This window comes from Isoptericola sp. NPDC055063, assembly GCF_053608125.1.
This window is the reverse complement of record NZ_JBSGUW010000005.1, coordinates 37,886-62,692: the sequence shown is the minus strand read 5'-3', so window position 1 is coordinate 62,692 and position 24,807 is coordinate 37,886. Positions and strand designations below refer to the sequence as shown.

Sequence of the window (24,807 nt, the reverse complement as noted above, 5' to 3'; positions counted from 1 at the left end):
GCCATGTTCACCGGCATCGTGGAGGAGCTCGGCACCGTCGTCGCCGTGCGCGAGCACGCCGACGGGGCCCGACTCACCGTCGCGGCCGAGAGGGTGCTCGAGGGCGTCCGCCTGGGCGACTCGATCGCCGTCGACGGCTGCTGCCTGACCGTCGCGGGGACCGGCGCGCACGACGGCCGCACCACCTGGACCGCCGACCTCATGGCGGAGACCCTGCGCCGCACGAGCCTCGGGCGCCGCGCCCCGGGCGACCGCGTCAACCTCGAGCGGGCGCTCGCGGCGGACGGGCGGTTCGGCGGGCACGTCGTGCAGGGGCACGTCGACGGTGTCGGCACCGTCCTGGCCCGGACGCCGGGCACGCAGTGGGAGGTCGTCGAGGTAGCGCTGCCGGCCGACCTGGCCCGGTACGTCGTGGCGCAGGGCTCGATCGCCGTCGACGGCGTGAGCCTCACCGTCGTGGCCGCCGGCGACGCGTCCTTCACCGTGAGCCTCATCCCCGAGACGCGGGCCCGCACCACCCTCGGTTCCCGTGGTGTCGGGGAGCAGGTCAACCTCGAGGTCGACGTCCTGAGCAAGTACGTGGAGAAGCACCTCGCTCACGGGCTGACGACGGCGGGAGCGGCGCTGTGAGCGCCGCCGTCGACCGGGTCGCGCGGGCGATCGCCGACGTCACCGCCGGGCGACCCGTCGTCGTCGCCGACGACGCCGATCGCGAGAACGAGGGCGACCTCATCCTCGCCGCCGAGGCCGCGACCCCCGAGCTCATGGGCTTCCTGGTGCGGCACACCAGCGGTCTCGTGTGCGTGGGCGTCGCCGGGGACACGCTCGACCGGCTCGGGCTGCCCCTCATGGTGGAGGCCAACCAGGACGCCTTCCGCACCGCGTACACCGTGACCGTGGACGCCGCCGCCGGCGTCACGACCGGCATCTCCGGCGCCGACCGGGCCCGCACCGCGCGCCTGCTCGCCGACCCGGAGACCGCGCCCGCCGACCTCACCCGGCCCGGCCACGTGCTGCCCCTGCGCGCCCGCCCCGGCGGCGTGCTGGAGCGGCGCGGGCACACCGAGGCCGCCGTCGACCTCGCGCGCCTCGCCGGGCGCGGGGAGGCCGGCGTGCTCGCCGAGCTGGTGCACGACGACGGCACGATGATGCGGCTGCCCGCGCTGACCGAGTTCGCCGCCGAGCACGGGCTCACGCTCATCAGCGTGGCCGACCTCGTCGCCTACCGGCGGGCCACCGAGGTGCTCGTCGAGCGGGTCGCGGTCACCACCCTGCCCACCCGGCACGGCGAGCTCACCGCCGTCGCCTACCGGGACACGCGGACCGGCGACGAGCACGTGGCCCTCGTGGCCGGGCCGCTCGACGCCCTCGCCGACCCCGCCGCCGCACCCGTGCTCGTCCGGGTGCACTCCGAGTGCCTCACCGGCGACGCGTTCGGCAGCCTGCGCTGCGACTGCGGGCCCCAGCTCGACGAGTCGCTGCGCCAGGTCGTCGCCGCCGGTCGCGGCGTCGTCGTCTACCTGCGCGGGCACGAGGGACGGGGGATCGGCCTGGCCGCCAAGCTCGCCGCCTACGCCCTGCAGGACGCCGGGCGCGACACCGTGGACGCCAACCTCGACCAGGGGCTGCCCGCCGACGCCCGCGACTACACCGCCGCGGCGCACGTCCTGCGCGACCTCGGCGCGCCGCGCGTCCGGCTGCTCACCAACAACCCCGCCAAGGTGGACGGTCTCGTCGCCGGGGGAGCGGACGTCGTCGAGCGCGTCCCGCTCGCGCTGCCCGCCCATCCCCGCACCCTCGGCTACCTGCGCACCAAGCGCGACCGCATGGGCCACGACCTGCCCCACCTGACCGAGCCCCGTCCCGACATCACGCCCGCCACCGGAGGAACCCCGATGCACCGCACCCCGACCACCGTCCCGCTCGCCGCCGGGGCCACCCGATGAGCGGCGCCGGCGCCCCCGCCGTCGCGCCCGTCGACTGCTCCGACCTGCGCGTGGCCGTCGTCGCCGCGAGCTGGCACACCACCGTGATGGACGGCCTGCTCGACGGCGCCCTGCGGGCCTGCGCCGACCACGGCGTCGCCGACCCCCGCGTCGTGCGCGTGCCCGGGTCGTTCGAGCTGCCCGTCGCCGCGCAGGCGCTCGCGGCGGCCGGGTACGACGCCGTCGTCGCGCTGGGCGTCGTCATCCGCGGCGGCACCCCGCACTTCGACTACGTGTGCGCCGCCGCGACCGACGGCCTCAACCGCGTGGCCCTCGACCACACCGTGCCCGTGGGCTTCGGCCTCCTGACGTGCGACGACGAGCAGCAGGCCCTCGACCGCGCCGGGCTGGATGGCTCCCACGAGGACAAGGGGTACGAGGCCGCGGCCGCCGCGCTCGCCACCGCCCGCGTGCTCGGCGAGGTCCGCGACGCCCGTCTCGCCGGTGCTCGCGTCGATGCAGGAGCAGCCTCCGACCTGGGGTAGTATTTCGGTCGGCCCTCCGGGGTGACACGCAGTGTCACCGTGCTGGGCCGACGGGCTGTGGCGCAGCTTGGTAGCGCACCTGACTGGGGGTCAGGGGGTCGCAGGTTCAAATCCTGTCAGCCCGACGTCGTGACTTGGTCTCTGACCTGCGAATGAGCAGGTCAGAGACCAGTTTCGTTTCCGGAGAGTGCTGGTGACCCAGAGTGAGAGGTCGCCAGACATGGCCAACAGTCCAGAAACAGTCCAGAAACCCCTCGCCGGCGTGCCCGGAGACGGTGGTTCGCGGTGCCGGCCACGGCAGCGGGTCCGAGTCGGTCTGGCGCGGGTGGAGCGGGTCGCACACCTGAGGTGCATGACCGCTTCCATCACGCCTCGCGGCGGGCTCGAGCCGCTCATGAGCATCGGCGACCTCTCGGATCTCATCGGGGTGCCGGTCAAGACGATCAAGGACTGGCGCATCAAGGGCGAGGGCCCGGTCGCGTACAAGATCGGCAACCACCTGCGTTACGCCGCGTCCGACGTCAGGTCGTGGCTGTCCCAGTGTCGCGAAATGTCGGCGGGCACGTCGACGACGACAGGGTTGCGGTGATAGGCCGTGGCTCGACCTCGAATCCCGATCGGCACGCACGGCGACATCCACTACGAAGAATCCGACACCGGCCGGATCACGGCGGTCACGATCTTCCGCGATTTCGACGGCCGTAACCGTAAGGTCCGGGCGACAGGTCAGTCGCGGAGCGAGGCGAAACGCAACCTCAATGCGAAGCTCGCGCGTAAACAGCTCGCTTCCGGCAGCGGTGACCTGACCGCCGACTCGTTGTTCACCGTCCTCGCCGAGGCATGGCTTGAGCATCTGGACGAGACGAACAAGCTCGCCGTCTCCACCCGGTACCGCTACGAACGCGACCTGCGCACGCTCGTCCTGCCGGCGCTCGAGAACTTCACGCTGCGAGAGATCACGGTGCGCCGGGTCGACCGGATGCTTCAGGACCTCAACAAGCGCAGCTACAACCGGGCACAGAAGGCGAAGGTCGTCCTCAATCTCTGCTTCAAGCTCGCGGTGCGGTGGGAGGTGGTGGACCGCAACCCGGTTCGTGACGTCGCCACGCTGGAGAAGCCGGTGAACGAGACAAAGGCGCTGTCGCTGGAAACGGTGGAGCAGATCCGGGCTCTCGTCGCGGCCTGGCAGGCCGGCGCCGGCTACACCTCGGGCCCCAGGCCCGACGGCCAGGTGTTGGCCGTCATCGAGACGATGCTCGGCACCTCGGCCCGGATCGGCGAAGTTCTGGCCCTGCGGCGTCAGGACGTCGACCTGGTGTCCGAGCACCCGAGCGTGACTATTGCAGGGACGGTCATCTCGATCGACAAGGGGCGCACGTTCCGCCAGGACCACCCCAAGACGGCTCGCTCCACCCGGACCGTGTTCATCCCGAAGTTCGCGGCCACCGCGCTCGCCGCTCGTCTCGCAAGGATCGGGGATGTGGCGCCGGATCACCTGGTGTTCTTCACACGGACCGGCACTCCGATCTCGACCAACAACTTCCGTCGGACGCTGCGCCGTGTACTTCAGGGAACCGAGGCCGAGGGGGTCACGCCGCACGCGTTCCGCCGCACGGTCGCGACGACGGTCGAACGCGCGGTCGGCATCGACCTCGCGGCCGAGCTGCTCGGACATACCTCGACCGAGATCACGCGTGTGCACTACATCGAGCCCAACCAGTACGTGGACTCGACGACCGCGGTGGTGTTGCAGAGATCTCTGCGGCCTGGAGCCGAGCCGATGGACCCGACTGCGCCGAGAGGGAAGCGGACGGCGGGGCCGAAGAAGTCCGATACGTCCGGACGTGGCGACGCCCCCGCAGCGTGAACACGCGGAGGGGCCGGATTCCCGCGCTGCTGGGTGCCGGCCCCTTGTCGGTTCGGTCATCGCTCGAGGCCGGAGGACCCGTGGGCGCGGCGAGGGCGCAGCCGCGGAGTCGACGAGTCCGGCTGTCGGTCACCGCTTCGGACGAGGTTGGCGGTCGGTTCCGTCACTCGCATTGGCTCGGAGACGTCCGCAAAGTGGTACGTCATGCCTGAGCGCCGGCCGCGGGTGGTGATGTTGGCGAAGGCGTCGGCCAGGTCGTGGTCGAGGCGGTCGGAGGTGGAGGTGACGGTCACGGCGGCGGGCCCCCAGGCGAGGGGATCGGAGCCGATGGTCCCGAGGACCTGGTCGACGTGGTTGTCGAAGTAGGTGTTGACCTCCAGGTCCCTCCCGTCGACGCGGATGCTGATGGTGCGGTCGAACTGCTCCGACCTCGTGTCGGCGTGCTCGGGGCGGCGTCGTAGGACGAGGAGATCGGTGGTCAGGTCCAGCCCGGGGAGCTGGCGATGGGTACCGGCCGGCAGGCGGACGGCCCCGAGCAGGTCCCCGCCGAGGTGTAGTTGTGTGCGAGTCCTGGGGTAGGGGTTGTCCATCAGGTCGTGCGAGGCGAGCAGCACCGTGAACCCGCCGGGGCTCGTCAGGTGCTGCAGGGTGGCGGCGAGCTTCGCCTGGCCGGCGCGGCGTAGGACGACGTGGGCGGGGTCCTGGAGGCGCACGTCGTTGTACGGCAGGGACGCGATGACGACGTCGTACCGGTCCCCGATTCGGGGGACGGTCTCGTGGGCCGGTGTCTCGGCCCCGGGAGCGTGGTCGGGGGTGATGTCCGCGACCAGAGAGGTGAACGAGTGCCCGTCGGTGTGCGGCAGGCCGAGCAAGGTCGCGGCGTCTTCCCCGACGGCTAGCACCCGCCCCTGGTCGAACTTCAGGCCGCGGAGCATGGCCCACAGATGGGTCGCGATGATTCGATACGCGGGACGTGCGGAGGTGGCGACGTGGTCGTCGAGCGCGATCTCGTCCGCCTGACGACGCAGGTCGCGCAGGTCGCGGCCGTCGTCGTGCGGTTCGGTGGACATCACCATCCTCCGTTCCAGCGCTGCGCCTTCGCGTCTTGTGCCCTGCGCGCCGCTCGTGCCTGGGCGGCGCGACGGGCGGCCACATCAGCGGCGACGAACGCGGCGAAGTCCGCGCGCCGGTCGGTGATGGGCCGCTCCTCGACGGCCTCCGCCGCCGGCTCGCCAGGCCAGGAAGTGGTGCGGGTGGGCCGATCCCGGTCCAGGCGGGTGCCGCAGGTGGACACCCACTCGCGTAGGCGCTCGCGGGCGTCAGCGAAGTCGGCGTGCCAGGCGATCGGCCCGGAGCCCGAGCCGCCCGGCTCGAAGCAAGCGAGCCAGTGCGTGTGCAGTGCGGACAGCTCCCACACCAGCTCGGGGTGGCGGTGCCACAGCGGTGGGACGATGGTCGGCGGCAGCCCGTAGGTCGTACGCAGCCAGCCCACGAACCTGTCCAGTGCGCGCCACTGTGCCTTGGCCTCGGCCGGTGTCAGGGTCTGCCAGTCGACGGGCTCGACCTCGCCCGATTCCTCCACGGCGTCATTCATGTCTGCCGTGAGTTCGGCCTCGGAGGCCGCGAGCAGCTCGTCGGTGACCAGAGCCTCCCGCCGTCCACCGTCCTCGGAGCGCAACTCCCAGGGAACCTCGCCGTCCACGGTCACAGCCTGAGGCCGTGGTCCGACGTCGTCGCCGTACGCGATACAGCGGGCCGGCCGGCGACCGGGGCCGTGGGCGGGGGAGGAGGTGGCGGGACGTGGCGTCCGGCCTCGACGGGTGTCGGCTCAGCGTTGCCAACGGGGAACGGCGCCGTGGGTTGAGCCTCGTGCTGCGGGCTGGTGGAGGGCCGCTGCACGTCGTAAGTGGTGCGGGCGAGGTCGTGCCCGATCCTGCGGGCGATGAACTGCTCACGTTCAGCGGGCTGGGCCGGCGGTTCGGCGTACCGGACATCGACGTAGCCATGGGCGACGAACTGGTCGCCCTTGCGGAACTGGTCAGCGGCCCGCTCGGCCGTCTTGCCGAAGACCAGCAGGTCGTGGAACGAGTTGTCGAGCCTGGTGAACGTGCCGTCCTGCTCGCGTCGCCAATGCTCTACGCCGACTCGGTAGTGGACCCGGGTTGTTCCGGCGTCGGTGAACGAGACGTCCGGGTCTGAGGCGACGAACCCCGCCAGGGACTGTTGCACCGGAATGCTCATGGCGACCTCCGCACATCGAGCAGCGCCGTCGATGTCGGCGCCCGCTTCAATGGACAGGTGTGCGCCCGGTGCCAGCGCAATCGGTACAGGCCGATCACGCTCGGCGCAGAGATCGTTCGACGACGGCGCGCTCGGCGCTGAGTTCGGCGGAGTCAGGTCGCTTGGTCCAGGCGCGCAGGTCGGTGACGAGTGGGGGAGCGGACCGCAGGAGCACGAGCGCGGCGCCGAACGGCAACATGCGGATCGTTTCGGGCGGCATCACGGGCACGCGGCGCACGGAACGTTGGACGGAGCGCGATCCGTGGTCCCCGCGGGAGACGGTGTCGGTGGTGTCGTCTCGCTCGCCGATGAGGGCGGAGACGTCTTGGAGGTCCTTGGCGACGGACGCCCCACCCAGGACGACCTTGACGATCGAGGCGTCCCAGATTGCGCCGGCGTTGTGGTCGCCCCACTTGGCGCGCGCCTGGGAGAGTGACTGCAGCACGGGCATGGTGGTGATGCCGGTGCCGCCGCCCTCGGCCATGAGCACCGGCAGGGACGGCAGTGGGGAGAGGTTGCCGATCTCGTCGAGCGCGAGCAGGAGCGGCGGGTCGAGGCGCGCGCCGGGGGACGCGGCGGCCAGGGTCCGGGCGGTCTCGACGAGGTCTTCGATGAACGCCGCGACCAACGACCAGGAGGCCGACGCGCCCGCCCCGGTGGACAGCAGGTAGAGCGTGCCGTCGGAGCGTAGAAACTCTGCCGGGTCGAACGACTCACCGTCGCGCGGGGTCACGGCGTCCATGACCCGCGGGTCGGCGAGGCAGGTCAGGGCGAGTGAGACGCCCATCCAGATCGAGTCCCGGGTGCGGGGGTCAGAGCTGATGGTGGACTCCAGGGACTCGGCCCAGCCGGGGGCGGCGTTCGGGTGGGACGACAGGATCGCGACGGCGTCGGCGGCCGCGGACGGCGACAGAGACCAGGCGAACAGGTCTCTGGGAGAGCAGTGCCCGAGTGCCGCAGCATGCAACAACGCCTGCAGGGCGGTGCGGGTCTTGCCCTCCCAGAACCCGCCGGACTCCACTCCACCGGTGGAAAGCCCGGTGGCGGAGCTGAACCCGGTGGCGCGGATCATCGCGATCAAGGGGTTCTCGCACCCGCGTACCGGGGACCATCGAAGTCCGGAGGGCAAGCCTTCGGCCAGGTGCTGCGGGTCGAAGACGGCGACGGGGCCGCGTCGCTGCCGCGCCCGCAAGGTAGCGGTGAGGTTGTCCGGTCGGGTCGAGGTCGTGATGACCGGCCCGGGGGCGTCGAGGATGGCGTTGATGACCACGTGCAGGCCCTTGCCCGAGCGGGGCGGGCCGAGCACGAGGATGGAGTCCTCGACCGACGCCCACACGGTCTTTCCCCTGGAGGTCCCGAGCAGGTAGCCGACGTCGGCGGGCGTGGGCTTGGTCAGCGATGGCCGCAGCGCGCCCGACCGTCCGAGCAGTGCCCTGGTCGAGGCGACCTTGGCGACGTCGCGGCCGGTTGCGGTTCCCGGGAGCCGGTGCGGGTCCCGGGTCGCCCTGGTCGGGTCGCGTCGCAGCAGGCGCCCGACGCCGAATGCCGCCGCGCTGGCCGCGGCGAGCAACGCCGCGACCGCGACCCAGTACAGGACCGGATTCAGGTCGGGCGTGCCGAGCAGGGCGCCCGGGTCGGCGGGCGTGAGCAGTACCCGCACCCCGGCGGCCAGGCTCGCGGTCGGCGGCTCGACGCCGGAGGCCAGGGCGGCGACGTCACCGGCCACCCGCAGCATGGCGGCGAGGACGACAGTGCCGATCAGCAGGATGAGCCCGAGTGTGGTCAGGTCGTCCCCGCTCTGGGAGGATGCCGGGCCGTTCAAGCGACACCTGCCGCGAGGGCATCGACGGCGGGCTCGTGGACGACCACCGTGCCGGAGGTGCGGCCGAGCAGCACGACCGCGGACGGCAGCCGCTCCAGGAGGGGAGCGGGCAGGGGCAACGCCGCCCGGCCATCGTCGTCGGCGTCGCGTGCCGCCACGACGACGGCCACGCACACCTGCTCGCCGGGCAAGAAGCCCCTACCGACGATGCCGAGCGGGAACTCAGCGTGCGACGTCGACTCTGGGACAGATGCCGATGGTGAGATCGGCCCTGACACGGTGGGAGGGAATGGCTCGGGCTCGCAGATCTCCGTGTAGATGCCGCCCTCGGGGTTGACCGCGACGACGTGCACGGCCTGGTCGAGGTCGAGCGCGACGAGCCGTCCGACGTCGCGCGGGTCGCGGAGGTTGATCGCGGCCGGCGGCTCGGGCAGGTCGTAGGGCTTGCCGTCCACCGTCGCCTCGGCGGTCCAGTCCGGCCTGTAGGTGATGTGCAACCTCGGCAGGTCGGTCTGCGGGTCGTCGCGCTTCATCGTGTCACCGCCGTCGACCGGGATGCGGCCCGGGGTCGTGCGGGAGCAGGAGCCTCGCGCGTGCGAACGGCCTGTTCGCGGGCTGCGGCCAGTCCGGGTGGCTCGCCGTCGCCGATCTGGTGGGTGTCGAGCCGGTCGAGGATCGTCACGGCGGCCTTGCGTGCCCGTTCGGCGGTCGCGGTCACGACATCGAACGGCGTCTTGTCGCGGACGGTGCTGGCCCAGCTCGTCACGTACGGCACCGAGAACGCGGAGGTGTCCATGCCGTGCGCGGCGCCGATCATCAGCGCGACGGTCTCGGCCTCGACCTCGATCACGCCGCGATGCGCCTGGGCATCGGCTGCGTCCGGAGCGTGGAGGCGCACGTGCCCGAGCTCGTGCGCGAGGGTCTTGACCCGCGCCGCGTCGTCCATGTCGTCGCGGATGAACACAGTCTTGGCCTGGAAGTCGGTCTGGCCGTTCGCTCCGCCGATTCCCGCCGGGGCCGGGGTCGAGTGCAGCGCGAACCCGTCACCACTGACCTGCGCGGCCAGCCCGTCCCACAAGCCCTCCGGTGCAGCGCCGTCGAGTAGCTGCGGCAAGGGCGGTTCTGGGATCGGGTCACCGTCGGTCTGGCTCACGTCCCACACGTGCGTGGGCCTGGTGCCCTTGAGCCGGGAGCGCACGATCTCGCACGGTTCGGGCTGTTCGCCGCGGGCCAGTAGCCGCCACGGTCCACTGTCGGGGTAGGCGGTCGCGTAGCGCGCCGTCACCGGAGCGAGGATCACGTACCCCGCCTGCCCCCGCATCACCTGGCGCCCCAGCCGCTGCCATTGCCGATACCCGGCGACAAATGTCGGCTCCGGAGCGGGCACCCGACCGGCCTCGTACGCCTCGGCATGTTGAACGAGGATTAGGACGGAGTTGTTGAACGAACGCGTCCGAAACCTCGCCGCGAACTCCACGGCCCGCCGGAACGCGTCACCGGAGGTCATCGCCTCCACAGCGACCGCGAGACGCTCGTGGGCCCTATCGATCCTTTCGTCACGCGGCGACGCAGCAGCCTCGCGAACGACATGACTGCGAACCATCTCCTACCTCCAGCTTGGAACGCCCGATAGGTGCGCGGGCGATACCGCTCGAGCGCCGCGTCCCGTTGGACGGGTAACCCCGCATGGATCATCGGTGACACCTCTTGGCAACTCCGGCTGGGGTGACCTCCAGGGGCTTGGCCGCACCTTCATACCCTTGCGAAGCGGAAGCCTGTGAGTTCATCCTTCCGGGACGTAAGCGAGCACAGTTCACTGGAAACGTGAGGACTCGAAAGGGAGCGCTCGCCCTCGTGTGCGGGCTCGGGCTAACACTTGCGGCGTGCTCATCCGGCACATCGGCGGAGGAACTCGCCCGACGAGGTTGTGAGGGCATGGAGCCGTCAGCGCCAAGCCCGGCGGGGCCCGACGACACGACTGAGGATGTGGGCAACGTCGTCCGGGACATCTACGCCGAGTTCGAGCCGCACGTTGACCTTCTCGCCCAGGCCGCCGCCGCTGATGAGACCTACCGCCCCGCCTACCTGGCCATGTCGGACTTCCTCGCCGAGTTGTCAGCCTGGGAGCAGCAGGAAGGTGACCCCGCCAAGTTCGAGCGCATCCGCGACGACCTGCGTGACGGGCTCCAGCGGATCGGCACGGAGTGCCGGCTCATCAACGCTGGTCGCCCGTGACAACTCCCAACGCCTCCCCCGGGGCCCGATCCGGGCGGCGGCTGCTCGGGGCGGAGCGATGCCGAACGACCGCCTGCGTGCGCGTCGACAGCTTCATGTGAGACGTTCGTGAGCCCCGTCGATGCTCGCCTCGCGCGCTCTGGCCGATTCCACGCCGCCGTTGTCTCTCAGCACCGTCGTGCATCCTCCTACGCGTCAACCAGTGGCAGCGTGTGCCTCGACCCGGGACCGGGTGAGATCCAGGTCAGAGGGCGCGGACTGTAACGAAGGGCTGGCAATCTAGCCGACATGGCGAGAACGGGTATGCGGCGTCGGAATCAGGTCGAACCACCCGCAGAGCAGCACGGGAAGCTGTCTCTGGCGGCGAATGTGATGCTCGTACTTCTAGCGCTTCTGTTCGGCGCCGCACTCTTCACGTACGTCCTCGGTTCAGCACTAACTGGTTCTTGGGTGCCTTCCCGGGTGTTCTCGCCGAGGGCCCTCACGCCTGAAGTGGTTCGGCTGGCCTTCTACGCCATCGCCGGACTAGGCGGTGCCGTTGCTCTGGTTGTTGCGTACCGGAACCAAGGGTTAAGGGAGCGGCAGTCTGCGGACTCGGAGGCGGTAACGTTCGCCGAGCGCTTTCAACGGGCTGCTGAACAACTCGGCCATCCACAGCCTACGGTTCGCCTTTCGGGTGTCTATGCAATGTCATCGCTGGCAGACACATACCCTCTGCCAGGCGAGCATGGCCGAGTGCGACGACAGCAGTGCATCGACGTGCTCTGCGGATATCTTCGCTTGCCATATATGTCGTTCGAGGAGGACGAGGCCAGCGAAGGATCGATTACTCAAGTGACCGAGTCTTCGATTCAGTCGACTCTTACAACGACGGTGGTTCGCGAGTACGCCCATCACGACCGTCAGGTGCGCCTCACGATCATTCGAGTCATCCGGGACCACCTGCGGCCTGACGCGCTGGTCAGCTGGCAGGGCCACCGGTTCGACTTCACGGGGGCTCTGTTTGACGGTGGGAGTATGTCGTTGATCGATGTTGGTTCGCACACGGTCCTCCGGTTCGACGAGGCCAGGTTCGTACGCGGCACATTTTCTTTCCGTGGCGCCACGTATGCAGGAGGCGAAATAACCTTCACGAGAGCATGGTTTGGTGGTGGCAGGGTCGAGTTTCAGCGGACGCGCTTCTTGGGTGGCTACGCGTCTTTCAATCGTGCCATTTTTGATGGTGCGCGCGTGAATTTCTATGAATCGGAGTTTCGCGGCGGGCGCGTCGCGTTTGCATCGAGATTCAAGAGTGGGCAGATCGCGTTTCGGCGGGCCCTCTTTGCTGGTGGACTCGTTGATCTTATGGGCGCCGACTTTGACGGTGCGATCGTGAATTTTAGCGAAGCTCGGACTGTCCGCCCAGGTGGCCTCGTCATTGACGCCCACGACGACTTTATGCCTGATGGATTGCTACCGTCGCCGTGGCGAATTAGAGTGGTCAGCTTGGACGACACTGATCTCTGAACCTGCCCGTCAGCTTGGCCGAGGTGTCGAAGAGTTCAGCTTCGGCGGGGTGGAGTTGGTGCTGGATGACGAAGGAGCGTTCGCGGATACGCCAGAGCCCTTGCCCGGTGTCGAGCGTGGGTAGGAGGCCGCGTTCGGTGCGGGTGAGGCCGAGGGCGGCAGAGGTGGATCCGAGTTGGTCGGACTCTTGCCGGTAGATGACCCGGGTCTCAGCGTTCGCGAGCAGCGAGGCGGCCAGTGCCCGCATCGCCGAGCCGGAGTCGCCGACGTTCTCCAGGTCGGACAGTTTGTGGAAGATGAGCATGTTGGCGATGCCGAACCAGCGGGACAGGCGCCATTGGGCGTCCATGCGTCGTAGTAGTGCCGGGTGGGACATGAGGCGCCACGCCTCGTCGTAGACGACCCACCGTTGCCCGCCCGCCGGGTCGAGCAGCGCGGACTCCATCCAGGCCGAGGCGCAGGTCATCAGGAGCGAGATCGCGGTGTCGTTCTCCGCGACCGCCGATAGGTCGAGGGTGACCATCGGCAGGCTCGGGTCGAAGGTGATCGTCGAGGGACCGTCGAACATCCCGGCCAGGTCGCCCGCCACCAGGCGGCGGAGTGCATGCCCGGGCAGGCGGCCGTCATCAGCGAGGCGCCCGTCGACGTCGTCGCGCCGGTCTGGCGTGAGGAGCCGGTCGACGACCATCGGCAACACGGGCACGTCAGTGCTGCGGACGACATCCGCCAACGCGATGTCGATCGCGGTGTGCTCCAACGGGGACAGACGCCGGTCCAGGACGGTCTCGGCGAGCGCGCCCAGCAGGTCGCGGCGACGGGCGGCGAGCTGCGCGGCCCAGGTGGCATCGTCGATGTCGGCGCGGCGATGGCCTTCGTCGAGGGGGTTGAGCCGGGTGCGCTGCCCGTGGCCGAGGGCGACGGCCTGCCCGCCGACGGCGTGGGCGACCGGCGTCCACTCGCCCTTTGGGTCGCACGGTACGTAGACGCGCCGTCCGAACGGGATGGACCTGGTGCATAGCGACTTGGCGAGTGATGACTTGCCGGACCCGACGATGCCGGCCACGACGACGTTGGGGGCGGTGATGAGTCCGCGGGCGTAGAGCACCCACGGGTCGTAGACGAACGCAGACCAGGAGTACAGGTCCTGCCCGACGAAGACTCCTTCGGCTCCGAGGCCTCCCTCGGCGAGGAACGGGTAGGCACCGCCCCAGGTGGCGGAGGTGTCCTGATGCTGGGGCAGGCGCAGCTTCCCCGGGGTTCGCAGCGCGGCAGGTCCGGCCTCGCCGGCCTTGGGCAGGAGCACGGTGGCGCGACGTTCGGCGAGTTCTGCCGCGCGGCGCGCTCGGGCGGCCGCGACGCGTGCGGCTCGGTCGTCGGCGGCGATCCGGGCTGCGGCCAAGCGGCGTGCCTTGCGCAGGCGGCGGCGTTCGCCGGCGGGGGCGATCAGGACGGCGGTGTGCAGCCGCTCCCGGGTCACCGTGCCCCGCCCTGCAGAGTGGCGCTGGTGCGACAGCGGACCGGCCTGCACCGGATGACCGAATCTCGGAGGGCGGCTTTCGGTCGCGTCTCGCAGGGGTACCGGACGATCCATGCGGACGTCGTAGCGCGAAGTATCCGCGGAATCTCCCGCGGCCCTGGCACATGGGCGAGCCGCGTGTGGTTGTCGACGACCTCAGCGGAGGCGTGTCCGGGCTTCTCGCCGAGCATGATGCGGCGTATCAGAGGGTCCGGCCCGGCTTCGGCTGGTGGCTGCGCTGGGGGCCAAGGCCGATGACCCGCCCGCCCGGGCGATGCGGTTCCGCCTGGACGGCATCTTGCACGGGGGGAGCGGTGCGGTGCCAGGCGATCCGACCGGAGTGGGACTGCGCCTTGTCGATCAGGCCCTCGGCCTGTTCCAGCAGGAGGGAGGCCCTGCGAAGGGTCAACGCGGCGTCGGCGGCGTGCTTGCGCCCCTCGAGCTGGTTGCCGTCGTCGGTGCGGGCGTGATCGCGGTGGGCCGTGTGGGCGGAGGCGACGTTGACCAGGACCGCTTGCAGGCGGCGGGTGATCGCGAGGACGCTGCCGGTCACCCAGTACGTGTCGCCGGGGTCGCCGAACCGCTGTGTCGCGTGCGCGAGGGCCCGCAGGTGCTCGGCGGCGTCATCTGCCGACGTCACGGGGCGTGCGAATTCCGGCATGGCGAGCCTCCCTCGCGGTCGCATCAACACGCAGGTGCGGGCTTCACCCCACGAGTGCGATGGCGGTGTACAGGCCGACGACGAGGCTAGGCGCGAACGGCAGGTCACCACGTAGGCGGCGGGCGAGTTGCCATAGCGCCAGCGGGAGAACGGCGACATGCGCGAGCACAACGAACGCGAGCACCGCCGGCCAGCCAGACCAGCCAGCGAAGAGCCCGAGAGCCGCCGCGAGCCGGACGTCGCCCAGTCCCAGGCCGGCGAATCGCCACAGCAGCAGGTAGCCCGCGCCGACGACCACGCTCGCCAACAGCGAGCGTCCCACCGATGACACCTCGCCCGTGGCGACGGCGGCGACGGTGAACACCACCACCCCGACCGCCGCCGTGGCCCTCACGAGCGGCGTCGGGATCCGCTTGTATCGAGCGTCGATTACTGCGGCCGCGGCTGCTGCCGGCGCGGCCCCGAGCAGGGCGAGTGACAACCAGCGGTCTTCGACGAAGGCAATCGCCACCGCAGCGAGCGCGAGGACCATGACCACGGTCGGCATCGCCGACTCCCGCACGAGCCGGAGCGTCGATGCACGCACGCTGGAACTGTCGTCGGGACGTCGCGACGACGTCGGACCGCGTGCATCGTGGCTTGCCACTCTCGCACCGTACGAGCTGACACCACGATGGAGGTGTCGACACGGTGTGACAGTGGACGAGCGGCGCGATCGTACCCGGGAGGTGTGCGGCATCTTCGGCGCCGGACGTTGTCCCGACCGCCTCCGCCGCATCGCGTTCCCGCGAGGAATGGGGAAGTACATCGATCCCAGGCGCCGCCGACCTTGCTACACCGGGCGACACAGCGGAAGCGCCGCGGCGATGAACGCCTGGGCCTGCTGGCCCCACAGCCGCCTGGTCTCGCAGGATGCCTGGACCGCGGCCTGCTCGATGGCGGCGACGGCCTGCTCGAGCTCCTCGGGTGTGGGGGCGCTGACTGAGATCAGTGCGACGGCGCGCAGGATGCCGTGGCCGGCGGTGAGGTCGGCTTCCTGTTGGAGGACGTCGGCGTACTCGGCGCTCTGGGCGGCGTCCTCGATCTGGCCGATGCGGGCTCGCTGGGCGGCGTCGGAGATGTGCTCGGTCTTCTTCTTGCGGATGTCCCGGGCGGCGACGTCGGCGCGCACGGGCGTGAACAGCATGGAGAACGTGCGCCGCACCCCTGAGGCGAGGAGCACGGGGTGGAGGAAGTCGGGGTAGACCAAGGACCGTGGCCATTCGGAGATCCATAGGACGGCGTGGTGGGCGGAGTCGGAGCGCAGGTGGCCCCAGGATTCGGTGACGGACACTGGGCCGGCGGTGGCCAGGTCGCGGCCGAGTGCGCCGTGGCGTTCGAGGGCGGCGGCCCTGGTGGGGTCGTACGCGGAGCGCAGGGCCAGGGCGAGGTCGCCGGGTTCGAGGGGGGTGGACGGCGAGAGGTCCGCGGCGCGTAGCGCGGCCGTGATGGTGTCGAGCTCCTGGCGCAGGACGGCGACGGTCCCCGACATCCCGCCGCCCGCGGCGCGGATCGCCCGGCCTGCGGCCGACAGGTCGAGGGCGATGGAGATCGTGGTCGCGTGCCGTTCGCCGGTGGGCCCGGCGCGGCGGATCAGGTCAGCGTAGGTGGTCGAGGAGAAGGAGCCGTCGTCGCGGCCGTGGCTGGTCCACCAGTCGCCGAGGCCCTTGCCGGAGTCGGGCAGGGTGCGTTCGAGGACCTGGAGGCACGCGATGCGCCCGGACCGGCATCCTGTTGCCAGCACGCGGGACCAGCCGGTGATGCGGTGGCTCTGGTCGGCGGGGTCCAGCAGGATGAACGCCGGGTGGGTCACTTCGAGGACGGCGGTGAGGGTCGCGGCGTTGGGGTCGTGGACGTAGACGGCGCCGGTGTCCGTGTCGACCCATTGCCGTAGCCGGGCGGCGTCCCCGGGCAGGGCGAGCGTCCCTGCCGGGCGGGGCTTGCCGATGCGGACGCGGAACTCGAGCTGCCCCGTCGCGGCGCGGGCCTGCCAGCGGCCGACGAGCGGGAGCCACTCGACCAGGGGTCGGCCGACGACTTTCACCCACACCAGCGCCGCGCACGTCGCGACGACGGGGACTGTGACGAGCACGGAGTCGCCTCCGAGGTAGAGAGTGGTGACGAACGCTGCTGCCGCGACGGCGGCGACGGCGAGCTGTGGGGCGGACAGGCCGAGCAGCACCCCGCGCTTGGCCAGGCGGGAGAACTTCACCGGCGCGACGTCGCTGTCATCGCGTGGGGCGGTCATGAGCCTTCTCCACGCGCGTGCTCGTCGTGCTGGGCTGCGTGCTCGGCCACGTCCTGCCCGGCTTTCGGGCCCGCCGTGGCCGCCGCTGCGATGACGGCTGCACCGGCGGCGACGCCGCCCGCTGCAGCACCGGCACCCGCCGCGGCGCTGCCGCCGCCGACCCCGCCTGATCCGCTCGCGGCACTGCCCCCGGTCCCCGCCGACGTGCTGGACGCGCCAGCAGCGGGCGCGGGACCCGCCCCTCGCGGCGTCGAAGCTGGTGGGCTCGTCAGTACCGGGCTCCCGGGCGTGCTGGACGTGCTGGTGCCGCGGACGCTCGGTGCGGGCTGCTCGTCGTCGAGCACCTTGGACGGCGAACGCCTGGATGCGGCGCGGTGCGGTGTCGGTAGGGGGCGGTCGAGGGCGTGCTTGGTCTCCTGTTCGGCCGACGTGGCGTGGTGGGCGTCGAGGCCCATGAAGCCGATGAACTTGTAGGTCAGGTAGGGCGCGAACCCGGCGACCATCATCAGCACGACGCCGGCCATCGGATCGGCGAACGACTGCAGGTCGGCGGAGATGGGCGCGGCGACCTGGGCGGTGGCGAGCAGGAAGATCACGACGACCACGAGCTTGGACGCGATCAGCGCGAGGACGAAGGCGCCCCATCTCGCGGCCCAGCCGCGTGCGGCGTCCCAGGTGGCGCCGGCGAACGCGATCGGCGCGAGCACGACTGCGACCAGCAGCAGGGACTTGCGCACGAGGAGCGAGATCCACACGATGAACGACGCCGCGACCGTGAGTCCCGCCAGGGCGATGACCACCAGGATCGGCATGACCGGACCACCGGCGCTGGACAGCGCGAGGCCCGCCGTGAGCGCGGAGATCCGTCCGCCCATTTCCTCGACGGTGGTGCCCGCGGCGGCGACGAGGCCCAGGCACAACCGGTCGGTGATCTCGAGGGCCGTGGCCAGCAGGCCGAGGGCGACGAACGAGCCGAGGACGCCTTTGCCGAGCCCGACCACGGCGCGGGACAGTGCCGCGGGTTCGCGGCGGACTGCGGCGCCGATGAGCTGGACGAGGAAGAAGGTCAGCATCACGAAGACCGCGATGCCGAAGACGATGTTGTAGATCGCGGTGAACCGGCCGCTGGTGATGTCGACGAACGTCGTGGTCTCGAACGCCGCCCACATCACGTCGACGGTCCAGGCCGCGGCGGCGACGGCGGCGTCGGCGAGCCAGCGGAACGGGGCGATGACCGTTGCTGCGGCGGCTTCGCCGGCTGTTGCACAGACCGCGTTCAGGACCGGCAGGTCGCACGCGCCCATGTCAGACCGCCTGCCCCACGTCCCAGAAGAAGTTCACGAGCGTGACCGCGCCGCCGCACAGGATCGCGGTGCCGAGTGCGACGAGCACGCCGGTCTTCCCGCGGCCGGCCAGGTGCGGGTTGGAGGAGTTGGCGCCCATTGCCCACACGATCGCCGCGACGACCAGAGCCAGGACCGCCAGGATCAGGCCGACGGTCATGACGGCGCCGACGATCGTGCGCAGCTGCGCGATGCCGGGCAGTCCGTCGGTGTTCGGGTCGATGTCGACATGCGCCGCGACCAGCGCGACGGCGGCGTGGTTAATGTCCATGACTGGTCTCCGCATCCGTGATGTGTGGGGCGGTCAGATGCCGGCCCCGATGTCGAGGAGGTGGTTCACCCAGGCCGTCCCGCCACCGGCCAGGCCGGCGGCGCCAAGCGCGACCCACATACCGGTGCGGGCGCGCATCGCGGTGTGCCAGTGCCCGCTGGACGCGGTCAGGGCCCAGGTGACCGCGCAGACCACCAGCGCGCCGACGGCGACGACGAGGGTGATGGTGAGCAGAGCGCCGATGATCCGGGTCAGCTCGCCCGAGGCGGTCACGGCACCGAAGTCGGGCGCGACGGCGCCCGTGAGGGTCTCGGCGACAGCCGTCATGGCGTCACCTGACACGGGCCGATGGCACCGGCTGCCCGCTCGGCGTCCTGTGTCTCGTCGGTGGCGGCGAGCCATGCGTCGGGGTCGACGGCGGCACCGGTCGCCCCGCCGGGCCGGATCTCGAAGTGCAGGTGCGGACCGGTGGAGTTTCCCGTCGACCCGACGTCGCCGATGCGCTGCCCGGCGGCCACGACGTCCCCGGCGCGCACGTGGATGCCGCCGTCGCGCAGGTGCCCGTAGACCGAGGCCATCTCCTGCCCGTCGACGTGGTGCTCGACGATGATGTGGTTGCCGAGGCCGCTACTGGTCCCGGCATACGTGACCCGCCCGGTCGCCGTCGCGAGCACCGGGGTGCCCGCGGGCGCGGCGAGGTCGACGCCGGCGTGCAGCCGCCGGATCCCGAGCACCGGGTTCAGGCGCATCCCATACCCGCTGGTGCGGGTCCACGTCCCGGCCGGCAGCGGAAACACCGTCGCCGTGACGACAGGCAGGACGGCGGCCCGGCTGTCGCCGGGGGCGGGGGAAGCCGTCCCCGGCGAGCTCGGTTCGGAGGTGAGCTCGGCGAGAATCTGCCGGGCGGCCGGTTCCCAGGCGGCGTACCGGTCGGGGTAGGCGGAGACCTCCACCGCCTGCGCCGCGGCGGCCTTCGGCAGCGACGCCCAGCCGGGGACGTCGAGCAGACCGCGCGGGCTGCCGGTGTTGGGGCCGGACGGTCCGCCGAAGAACGCCCGGGCCTGATAGGCCGGGTCCATCAGGTCGGCGACGGTGCCCCACCCGGCCGCGGGACGCATCTGGAAGATCCCGAGGGAGTCGTGATCGGCGCCGTCCGCGTCGTGCGGGAACGACGCCGACTCGGGGTAGGCGGTCGTGTTCGCGTACATGAGCAGCCGCGACTCGGTCAGCGCCGCCATCAGCGCGACCAGCACCCCGTCCCGCCCGACGCCGTCGATCTGGACGCCGACGGTGACGATCGTCGCCGCGTGGCCGAGCTGGTGTCGACCGAGGCGCACGTGTGTTCCGTCAGCCGTGGTGACGTCGAGGTGGTCCGGAACCGTCCCGACGACGAGTTCGGGTGCGAGGCACGACGCTGTCGCACCGGGGGCCATCGTGAGGGCCACCAGCGGGACCGCGGCCATCGGGGCAGCCACCACCGCGGCCGCGGCACCGGCGAGGATCAGTCGCTTCATGATCGGCTCCTCACCGCAGCGGCTCATCGAGACGCGACAGACGCAGCAGGTAGCAGCGCGGAAAGGCCGGCTCGCAGACGACGACCGCGGTGAACGCGACATCGAACGCCTCACTGACCGGGCGCGACTCCCACAGGCCCGCGCGATGCCGGACCCCGGTGACGGTCAGCGCCGTCAGCCCGGTAGCGTCGCCGTCGCCCGCTGCCGCGTCGACGTCGGCCCGGACGTCGGCCCACTGGTCCGGCACGACGACGTCCGTGACGTGGATCCACTGCCGTGTCTCGTAGTCGGCGAGGTACTCCCACGCCCGCGTGCTGGGCAGATAGCCGTCGAGGTCCGCGACCAGGCCGGGGGAGTCGACACCGGTGGGGTCGGCGACGGCGAGCAGGCGACCTTTGTGGTCGGCGAGCGTGTGCGGGCCGGTCGTGTCCCAGTCGAAGAGGGCGTGCGCGACGTCGGTGACGAACGCGACCTCGTCGGTGGTCGCTGGGATGGGGGCCAGCTCGTCCGACGTCGGCCGGGGCGACGCGGACGTGGCCGTCGAAGGCCCCGGGAAGGGTGGGGCCGTGCGCGGGATGGACGTTGCGGGGGCATCGCCGCGCGGGAGGAGCACGAAGGCGGTGAGTGCGATCGCGGCGAGCAGCAGGGCGACACCGAGGACCATTCGTCCCCGGCGTAGCGGCCGGGCGGCGGACCACCGGAGCGGGAGCATCGTCGGCCTCCTCACGCCGCGCCCGCACGCGCGGCGCGGACGAGGTCGACGAAGCGGGTGGACTCGGCGACGGTCCGCTCGAGCATCGCCCAGTCGGAGTCGCTCAGCTTGGCGGCGACCTCGGCCGGGTCGTAGTGCTGGGTCCAGCCGTCCAGGTCCGCCCACGACATCACCAGCGCCGTGACCGAACGCTTCACCGGCGTCGGCGGGGTGCGGTGCGAGGACAGCAGCTCGACGCGGCGCTTGCGTTCCTCCTTGGCTCGCGCGAACGCTTTCGTGCTCAGCTCGGCGATCTCTTCCGGCGTCGGCTCGTCATCGAGGCAGGGCTCGTCAGCCGATCTCGGAGCGGCCGAGCTGAGCGCGACGGCCTCGATCACGGTCCGGTATGCGGGGTCGACCGGGCCGCCGTCGTTGATCTTGTCGAGCTCGGACTCGGCGAGACGGCGGACCTCCAGCGGGTAGGACTCGTCGTCGATGACGTTCTGGATGCGACTGATCTGCTCCAGACGCTGGTAGGACTCGGAACCCGTGACCATGTGCGCGGCCCGAGCCCGGCTACGGGTGTGGTCGTTGCGCGGTGGTGGGGAGTCCCCACCACCGTTCTCTTCCCCGACGTCGCCGTCCGTGCCGAAGCGCGAGGCCTCCTGCCGGCGGCGTGCGTCTTCGGCCAGGACCGCCTTCAGCTCCCGGTAGAGCCTGGCGGCCTCGGTGGGGGCGAGGGGCTTGTGCAGCGCGTTCTCGTCCTGCTGGGCGAGCAGGCCGGATAGCGGATCGGAGATCCCGGCCCGGACCCACACCTTCACGCTCGTCCAGCCGAGCCGGATGATCGCCTCCAGGCGCCGTCGCCCGCACACAAGCACCCCGTCGGGGGTGACCGTGATCGGTTGGAGCAGGCCGACCCGCTCGATCGACGCCATCAGCGCGCTGAGGTCACCGAGCTCGGACCGGTGGCGGATGCCGACCGTGATCGAGGAGACGGAACGCTCGGCCCCCAGGTAGTCCTTCGCCTCACGCATACCGCACCTCCAGGCACGGGGGCGCCGACATCGCCAGGGCGCTCGTGACTCGCACGTCCTCGCAGATCTCCTCCCGCGACTGGCCGACGACCAGGCGCCACAGCAGCCCGCGTCCGAGGTCCGTCGCGGCAAGGTCGGGATTCTGCGCACCCAGCACCACCGTCAGCACCCGCGTCCACTGCTCCTGGCTCAGATCAAGGTGTCCCCACCCCTCCCGGTGGCGTCGGAGGTACTCGAACGCACGACGGCGCTGCCCGGCCTCGACGAGACGCGAACAGATCAGCTCGAGTGCGCACCGCGCGACGTCGGCCGGCCAGCCGCAGAACGAGAACACCCTCACCGCCTCGGCCAGCGCATCGGCCGCCGGCACGAACCGTGCCGACCGCCCTTCGACAACTGCGGCGCCCAGGACGGAGTTGTCGACGCCGGTGTCGTCGGCGGCGAGCTCGCGTTCGACCGAGACGTGCTCGGCGAACCGCTGAGCATCGAACAGCGGTTCATGCATCAGGTGCCGGGCCTGCTCGACCCCGCACAACAGACCGTTCGCCCGGTGCTCCGCCTGCAGCGTGCGCTGCACTGCCTGGGTCACCACACCCCACGGATCCCGCGCCCAGCGTGTCGCGGGCGCGGTGAGCGCCTCATAGGCCGCGGTGGCAGCGTCCTCACCCGTCTGCCCGTACTTGCGGGCCAGGCCCCGGTACCGCTCGACACAATGGCGCAGCAGCTCCCGAGCCTCCGTCTCCTCCCACCCGGCCGGGCGCCGGTGCAGCTCGATCAGCATCCGCCGCAGCCCGGACGCACGCGTGAACCGTGGTGTCGCGTTCATCGGTCCAGCCCCTTCGGCCGGCGTGCCGCCCGCCGGGCCCGCAGCCGCCGTGTTGCCGCACGCGCAACCACGGCCGGGGCGAGAACGACGGGCCGCGTCGCTCTCGACTGCGCCGCCAGACTCCGATCGACGACCTTGCCGAGCACCGGAGCGACCACAGTCAACGGCAGCTCGGACGGACGCACCCACGGCACCTCCGGCCCCGCCGGAGCCTCAGTGTCCGCCGTGGGCTCGACGTCGGAGGGCCCGGTCGGTGCGTGGTCGCGCACGGCCAGTTGAGGGTGCCGCGGCGGCCTCGTGGGGCGGGGGAGCGGACGGCGCTGGTCGTCGTCCCGCTCGCGCTCGTCTTCATTCATCGGGCCACCGCCTCGCTCGACCGGGACTGTGCGTGTGAGTGGTTGCGTCCTCGGGCGCCCGCTTCACGCGGACCGGTGCGGCGAAACGCCGAGCTGATCGTGGCCGTCGCCTCCCGCCGGCCGAGCCCGGCACGCTCGGCAGCCTCGCCGAGCAGGCCGAACACCGAGTCGCGGTCGAAGCCGCCCTCGACCATCCGGCACGCCGCCCAGAACAGCCCGCCGTTGCGGCCACCCTCCGGACGCGCGGCCACCCACTCGGCCAAGTAGCGCGGCGACGCATCCCAGACCGGCGCGGCGCCCACAACAGGACCCCGGCGCGGCGGCACCAACAGGCCCCGCAGCGCGGCCGCGTCCACCGGCGCCGATTCGTGGTGGGCTGCTACCAGCAGCTCATACCCACGTACGACACGGTCCGCCGTCCGGCACCGGGACGGCGGGACGACGACGTACCCGCCGTCCCCACGGAAGTCGACGTGCGCCGTGGCGATCGTCCACGACCGCTGCTCGAGCCCGTGCGGGAAGTAGGCATGCACGCCGCCCGACGGCGTACGCACCAGGCACGCCCACGAGGCCACGAGGCCCGCCCGTCGGGCGCGCTCGAACCCGCCGAACCCGCTGCCGCCGTCGTGCACATCGACGTCGACGACGTCCACCCCGGACATGGCCCCGGTCGGGAGGCCGATGTTCGCTTCGGGCCAGCGCCGCCACCACGCGGCCACTTGCTCCTCGTCGCGGGAGGCCTCGTGGAAGCCACGCCGCGTCAGCGGTGCCTTCCCCTCCGGCCGGCAGGGGAAGACGACCGCCCCCGCCCGCACATAGACGAGTGCTGCCTCCCCGAGCGTCGGTGCAGCCGACGCCGCGACGACCGTCGCCGGCGACCAACCCGCGGAAGTGGTGGTGCGTTCCATGCACCCCACGCTGGGCCGGGTGCGTTACCGAAAACGTACGGGGTACCCCACCCCGTACGCGCCCCGTACGCACTCGAGGGGGAGCCGTCGGGGCAGGTCAGGGTGCGTACGGGGAGAGGTTCAAGAATGCTTGCGCCGATCCCCTTGGGTACTGCTGGCGGACCATCCCCCGGGTCTCTGCACAGAGACGTGACATCCCAAGTGCGGTCGTCGCGACGCCGCTCTCGAAGGGAAGTTCACCGGGCCGACGCCTACCCGACGGAATTCCAGGTCGTGCTCGCCACCACCGACCCAGCCCAGCACCATCAGGCTGCGAACGCGATCCTCACAGTCAGAGCACGGTTGTCGCGTCAAACCTCTGACCTAGACGCCGTACCGCTCGTGCCCGAAAGGTCCCGTCCCCCGCGAGGGCGGGACCTTTGGTGTTTCCGGTCTGCGGAACGCGGTGATGGTCGCGCGTCCCGACCCGGAGGTGTTAATCGGTCTCGGCCGGGGGGAGCACAACGCGAGCGTGGTGGAACAGATGGTCGGCCATCGCCGTTGCGGCGCCCTCCGGGTCGCGGGCCTCGATGCGGTCCAGGATCCTCGCGTGCGCCTCGATGATCGTCTGCAGGTCACCTCCGGCCTGCACCCACCCGCGCCATACGTGCTCGCGCTGGCGCCGCAGCAGAGGTTCGAGGGCCCCGAGTGTCAGGACGAGGAGGTCGTTCTTGCCGGCGCGCGCGACGGCGGCGTGGAACCCGACGTCGGCGGTGTGGAGTTCCTCTTCTGTTTCGACGGCGCGAAGGTGCGCCAACGCAGCGCGAACGTCTGCGAGCGATGCTTCGTCGGCATGGGATGCGGCCAACCGTGCGTTGCCGACCTCGACGACCTCCCGGAACTCCTGCACCTGGTCGTCGTCGCCGTCCGGGTGCTGGACCCGGAACCGGAGCAGCAGGCTCAGGTGGGAGGCGTCGGGCACGGAGATCACGCTCTCCTTGCCCTGCTGCCGGCGGACGACGCCCATCGCCGCGAGCCCGGAGACCGCCTCGCGGACCACCGGCACGCTGACGTCAAAGGTCGCGGCGAGCTCGTTGGTGGGGGGCAGGTGGTCGCCGGGGGCGAGGCCGCGGTCCTGGATGAGTTCGAGGAGGGCGGCGGTCGCCTGGTCGGTGAGCGACGAACGGCGTAGCGGCTTCGACTGCGACTCGGCCATGGGTCCTCTCTCGTCAGGATGC

At 71.2% G+C, this 24,807-nt stretch carries 26 protein-coding genes and 1 tRNA gene; 8 read left to right on the top strand and 19 right to left on the bottom strand.

The features are described from left to right. Window positions 1-3 precede the first annotated feature (3 nt). The 6 genes from ACWF41_RS07605 to ACWF41_RS07580 all read left to right on the top strand — a co-directional run bounded on the left by ACWF41_RS07605 (window position 4) and on the right by ACWF41_RS07580 (window position 4,337). Window positions 4-630: a riboflavin synthase gene (locus tag ACWF41_RS07605; protein WP_380315247.1), complete on the top strand. Its 627-nt coding sequence runs from the start codon at window positions 4-6 to the stop codon at window positions 628-630. Further along, window positions 627-1,946 (top strand): bifunctional 3,4-dihydroxy-2-butanone-4-phosphate synthase/GTP cyclohydrolase II, encoded by a 1,320-nt coding sequence (locus ACWF41_RS07600; protein WP_380315244.1) that lies wholly within the window; start codon window positions 627-629, stop codon window positions 1,944-1,946. The genes ACWF41_RS07605 and ACWF41_RS07600 overlap by 4 nt, the downstream gene beginning before the upstream one ends. Then, a complete protein-coding gene (gene ribH / locus ACWF41_RS07595) occupies window positions 1,943-2,470 on the top strand; it encodes a 6,7-dimethyl-8-ribityllumazine synthase (protein ID WP_380315240.1) in 528 nt (175 codons plus the stop codon). Before ACWF41_RS07600 ends, ribH begins: the two co-directional genes overlap by 4 nt. Window positions 2,471-2,521: 51 nt before the next feature. Further along, window positions 2,522-2,595, top strand: a tRNA-Pro gene (locus tag ACWF41_RS07590). Window positions 2,596-2,822: 227 nt separating this feature from the next. Then, window positions 2,823-3,059 carry a helix-turn-helix domain-containing protein gene (locus ACWF41_RS07585; protein ID WP_380315237.1) on the top strand — a complete coding sequence of 79 codons (237 nt, stop codon included), beginning with the start codon at window positions 2,823-2,825 and terminating at the stop codon, window positions 3,057-3,059. Between the two features lie 6 nt (window positions 3,060-3,065). Next, a complete protein-coding gene (locus ACWF41_RS07580) occupies window positions 3,066-4,337 on the top strand; it encodes a tyrosine-type recombinase/integrase (RefSeq protein ID WP_380315234.1) in 1,272 nt (423 codons plus the stop codon). A gap of 56 nt (window positions 4,338-4,393) precedes the next feature. On the opposite strand, the gene ACWF41_RS07575 is transcribed toward ACWF41_RS07580, so the two are convergent. The 6 genes from ACWF41_RS07575 to ACWF41_RS07550 form a co-directional block, all read right to left on the bottom strand. After that, window positions 4,394-5,407 carry a hypothetical protein gene (locus ACWF41_RS07575; protein ID WP_380315231.1) on the bottom strand — a complete coding sequence of 338 codons (1,014 nt, stop codon included), beginning with the start codon at window positions 5,405-5,407 and terminating at the stop codon, window positions 4,394-4,396. After that, window positions 5,407-6,039: a hypothetical protein gene (locus ACWF41_RS07570; RefSeq protein ID WP_380315228.1), complete on the bottom strand. Its 633-nt coding sequence runs from the start codon at window positions 6,037-6,039 to the stop codon at window positions 5,407-5,409. The genes ACWF41_RS07575 and ACWF41_RS07570 overlap by 1 nt, the downstream gene beginning before the upstream one ends. A gap of 2 nt (window positions 6,040-6,041) precedes the next feature. Further along, on the bottom strand, window positions 6,042-6,578 hold the full coding sequence (locus ACWF41_RS07565; protein ID WP_380315225.1) for a single-stranded DNA-binding protein: 537 nt from the start codon (window positions 6,576-6,578) through the stop codon (window positions 6,042-6,044). A 94-nt stretch (window positions 6,579-6,672) separates the two neighbouring features. After that, window positions 6,673-8,439 carry a type IV secretory system conjugative DNA transfer family protein gene (locus tag ACWF41_RS07560; protein WP_380315222.1) on the bottom strand — a complete coding sequence of 589 codons (1,767 nt, stop codon included), beginning with the start codon at window positions 8,437-8,439 and terminating at the stop codon, window positions 6,673-6,675. After that, complete coding sequence (locus ACWF41_RS07555; protein WP_380315219.1) at window positions 8,436-8,972, bottom strand: hypothetical protein; 537 nt, start codon at window positions 8,970-8,972, stop codon at window positions 8,436-8,438. The genes ACWF41_RS07560 and ACWF41_RS07555 overlap by 4 nt, the downstream gene beginning before the upstream one ends. Further along, a complete protein-coding gene (locus tag ACWF41_RS07550; protein ID WP_380315216.1) occupies window positions 8,969-9,946 on the bottom strand; it encodes an ImmA/IrrE family metallo-endopeptidase in 978 nt (325 codons plus the stop codon). Before ACWF41_RS07550 ends, ACWF41_RS07555 begins: the two co-directional genes overlap by 4 nt. A 428-nt stretch (window positions 9,947-10,374) precedes the next feature. On the opposite strand from ACWF41_RS07550, the gene ACWF41_RS07545 reads away from it, so the two are divergent. Together ACWF41_RS07545 and ACWF41_RS07540 are read left to right on the top strand one after the other, a co-directional pair. Continuing rightward, window positions 10,375-10,674, top strand: a complete 300-nt coding sequence (locus ACWF41_RS07545; RefSeq protein WP_380315213.1) for a hypothetical protein — start codon at window positions 10,375-10,377, stop codon at window positions 10,672-10,674. Between the two features lie 789 nt (window positions 10,675-11,463). Next, complete coding sequence (locus tag ACWF41_RS07540) at window positions 11,464-12,180, top strand: hypothetical protein (protein ID WP_380315210.1); 717 nt, start codon at window positions 11,464-11,466, stop codon at window positions 12,178-12,180. On the opposite strand, the gene ACWF41_RS07535 is transcribed toward ACWF41_RS07540, so the two are convergent. The 13 genes from ACWF41_RS07535 to ACWF41_RS07475 form a co-directional block, all read right to left on the bottom strand. Next, entirely contained in the window at window positions 12,155-13,657 is a 1,503-nt protein-coding gene (locus ACWF41_RS07535) for an ATP-binding protein (RefSeq protein ID WP_380315207.1), read from the bottom strand. The genes ACWF41_RS07540 and ACWF41_RS07535 overlap by 26 nt on opposite strands. A 241-nt stretch (window positions 13,658-13,898) precedes the next feature. After that, window positions 13,899-14,357: a hypothetical protein gene (locus ACWF41_RS07530; RefSeq protein ID WP_380315204.1), complete on the bottom strand. Its 459-nt coding sequence runs from the start codon at window positions 14,355-14,357 to the stop codon at window positions 13,899-13,901. A 43-nt stretch (window positions 14,358-14,400) separates the two neighbouring features. Then, a complete protein-coding gene (locus ACWF41_RS07525) occupies window positions 14,401-14,943 on the bottom strand; it encodes a prepilin peptidase (RefSeq protein WP_380315202.1) in 543 nt (180 codons plus the stop codon). Window positions 14,944-15,189: 246 nt separating this feature from the next. After that, window positions 15,190-16,644: an SCO6880 family protein gene (locus ACWF41_RS07520; protein ID WP_380315199.1), complete on the bottom strand. Its 1,455-nt coding sequence runs from the start codon at window positions 16,642-16,644 to the stop codon at window positions 15,190-15,192. Next, window positions 16,641-17,948, bottom strand: coding sequence for a conjugal transfer protein TrbL (locus ACWF41_RS07515; RefSeq protein ID WP_380315196.1), 1,308 nt, complete (start codon window positions 17,946-17,948; stop codon window positions 16,641-16,643). The genes ACWF41_RS07520 and ACWF41_RS07515 overlap by 4 nt, the downstream gene beginning before the upstream one ends. A 1-nt stretch (window position 17,949) precedes the next feature. Next, complete coding sequence (locus tag ACWF41_RS07510) at window positions 17,950-18,258, bottom strand: DUF6112 family protein (RefSeq protein ID WP_380315193.1); 309 nt, start codon at window positions 18,256-18,258, stop codon at window positions 17,950-17,952. 33 nt (window positions 18,259-18,291) lie between these two features. Continuing rightward, on the bottom strand, window positions 18,292-18,585 hold the full coding sequence (locus tag ACWF41_RS07505) for a DUF6112 family protein (RefSeq protein ID WP_380315190.1): 294 nt from the start codon (window positions 18,583-18,585) through the stop codon (window positions 18,292-18,294). Next, a complete protein-coding gene (locus ACWF41_RS07500; protein WP_380315187.1) occupies window positions 18,582-19,772 on the bottom strand; it encodes a M23 family metallopeptidase in 1,191 nt (396 codons plus the stop codon). The genes ACWF41_RS07505 and ACWF41_RS07500 overlap by 4 nt, the downstream gene beginning before the upstream one ends. A gap of 10 nt (window positions 19,773-19,782) precedes the next feature. Continuing rightward, window positions 19,783-20,484: a hypothetical protein gene (locus ACWF41_RS07495; protein ID WP_380315184.1), complete on the bottom strand. Its 702-nt coding sequence runs from the start codon at window positions 20,482-20,484 to the stop codon at window positions 19,783-19,785. An 11-nt stretch (window positions 20,485-20,495) separates the two neighbouring features. Then, on the bottom strand, window positions 20,496-21,500 hold the full coding sequence (locus ACWF41_RS07490) for a ParB N-terminal domain-containing protein (RefSeq protein ID WP_380315181.1): 1,005 nt from the start codon (window positions 21,498-21,500) through the stop codon (window positions 20,496-20,498). Then, entirely contained in the window at window positions 21,493-22,281 is a 789-nt protein-coding gene (locus ACWF41_RS07485) for a hypothetical protein (protein ID WP_380315178.1), read from the bottom strand. The genes ACWF41_RS07490 and ACWF41_RS07485 overlap by 8 nt, the downstream gene beginning before the upstream one ends. A gap of 397 nt (window positions 22,282-22,678) precedes the next feature. Beyond that, a complete protein-coding gene (locus ACWF41_RS07480) occupies window positions 22,679-23,590 on the bottom strand; it encodes a bifunctional DNA primase/polymerase (RefSeq protein WP_380315175.1) in 912 nt (303 codons plus the stop codon). A 475-nt stretch (window positions 23,591-24,065) separates the two neighbouring features. Then, on the bottom strand, window positions 24,066-24,785 hold the full coding sequence (locus ACWF41_RS07475; RefSeq protein WP_380315172.1) for a FadR/GntR family transcriptional regulator: 720 nt from the start codon (window positions 24,783-24,785) through the stop codon (window positions 24,066-24,068). Window positions 24,786-24,807 lie beyond the last annotated feature (22 nt).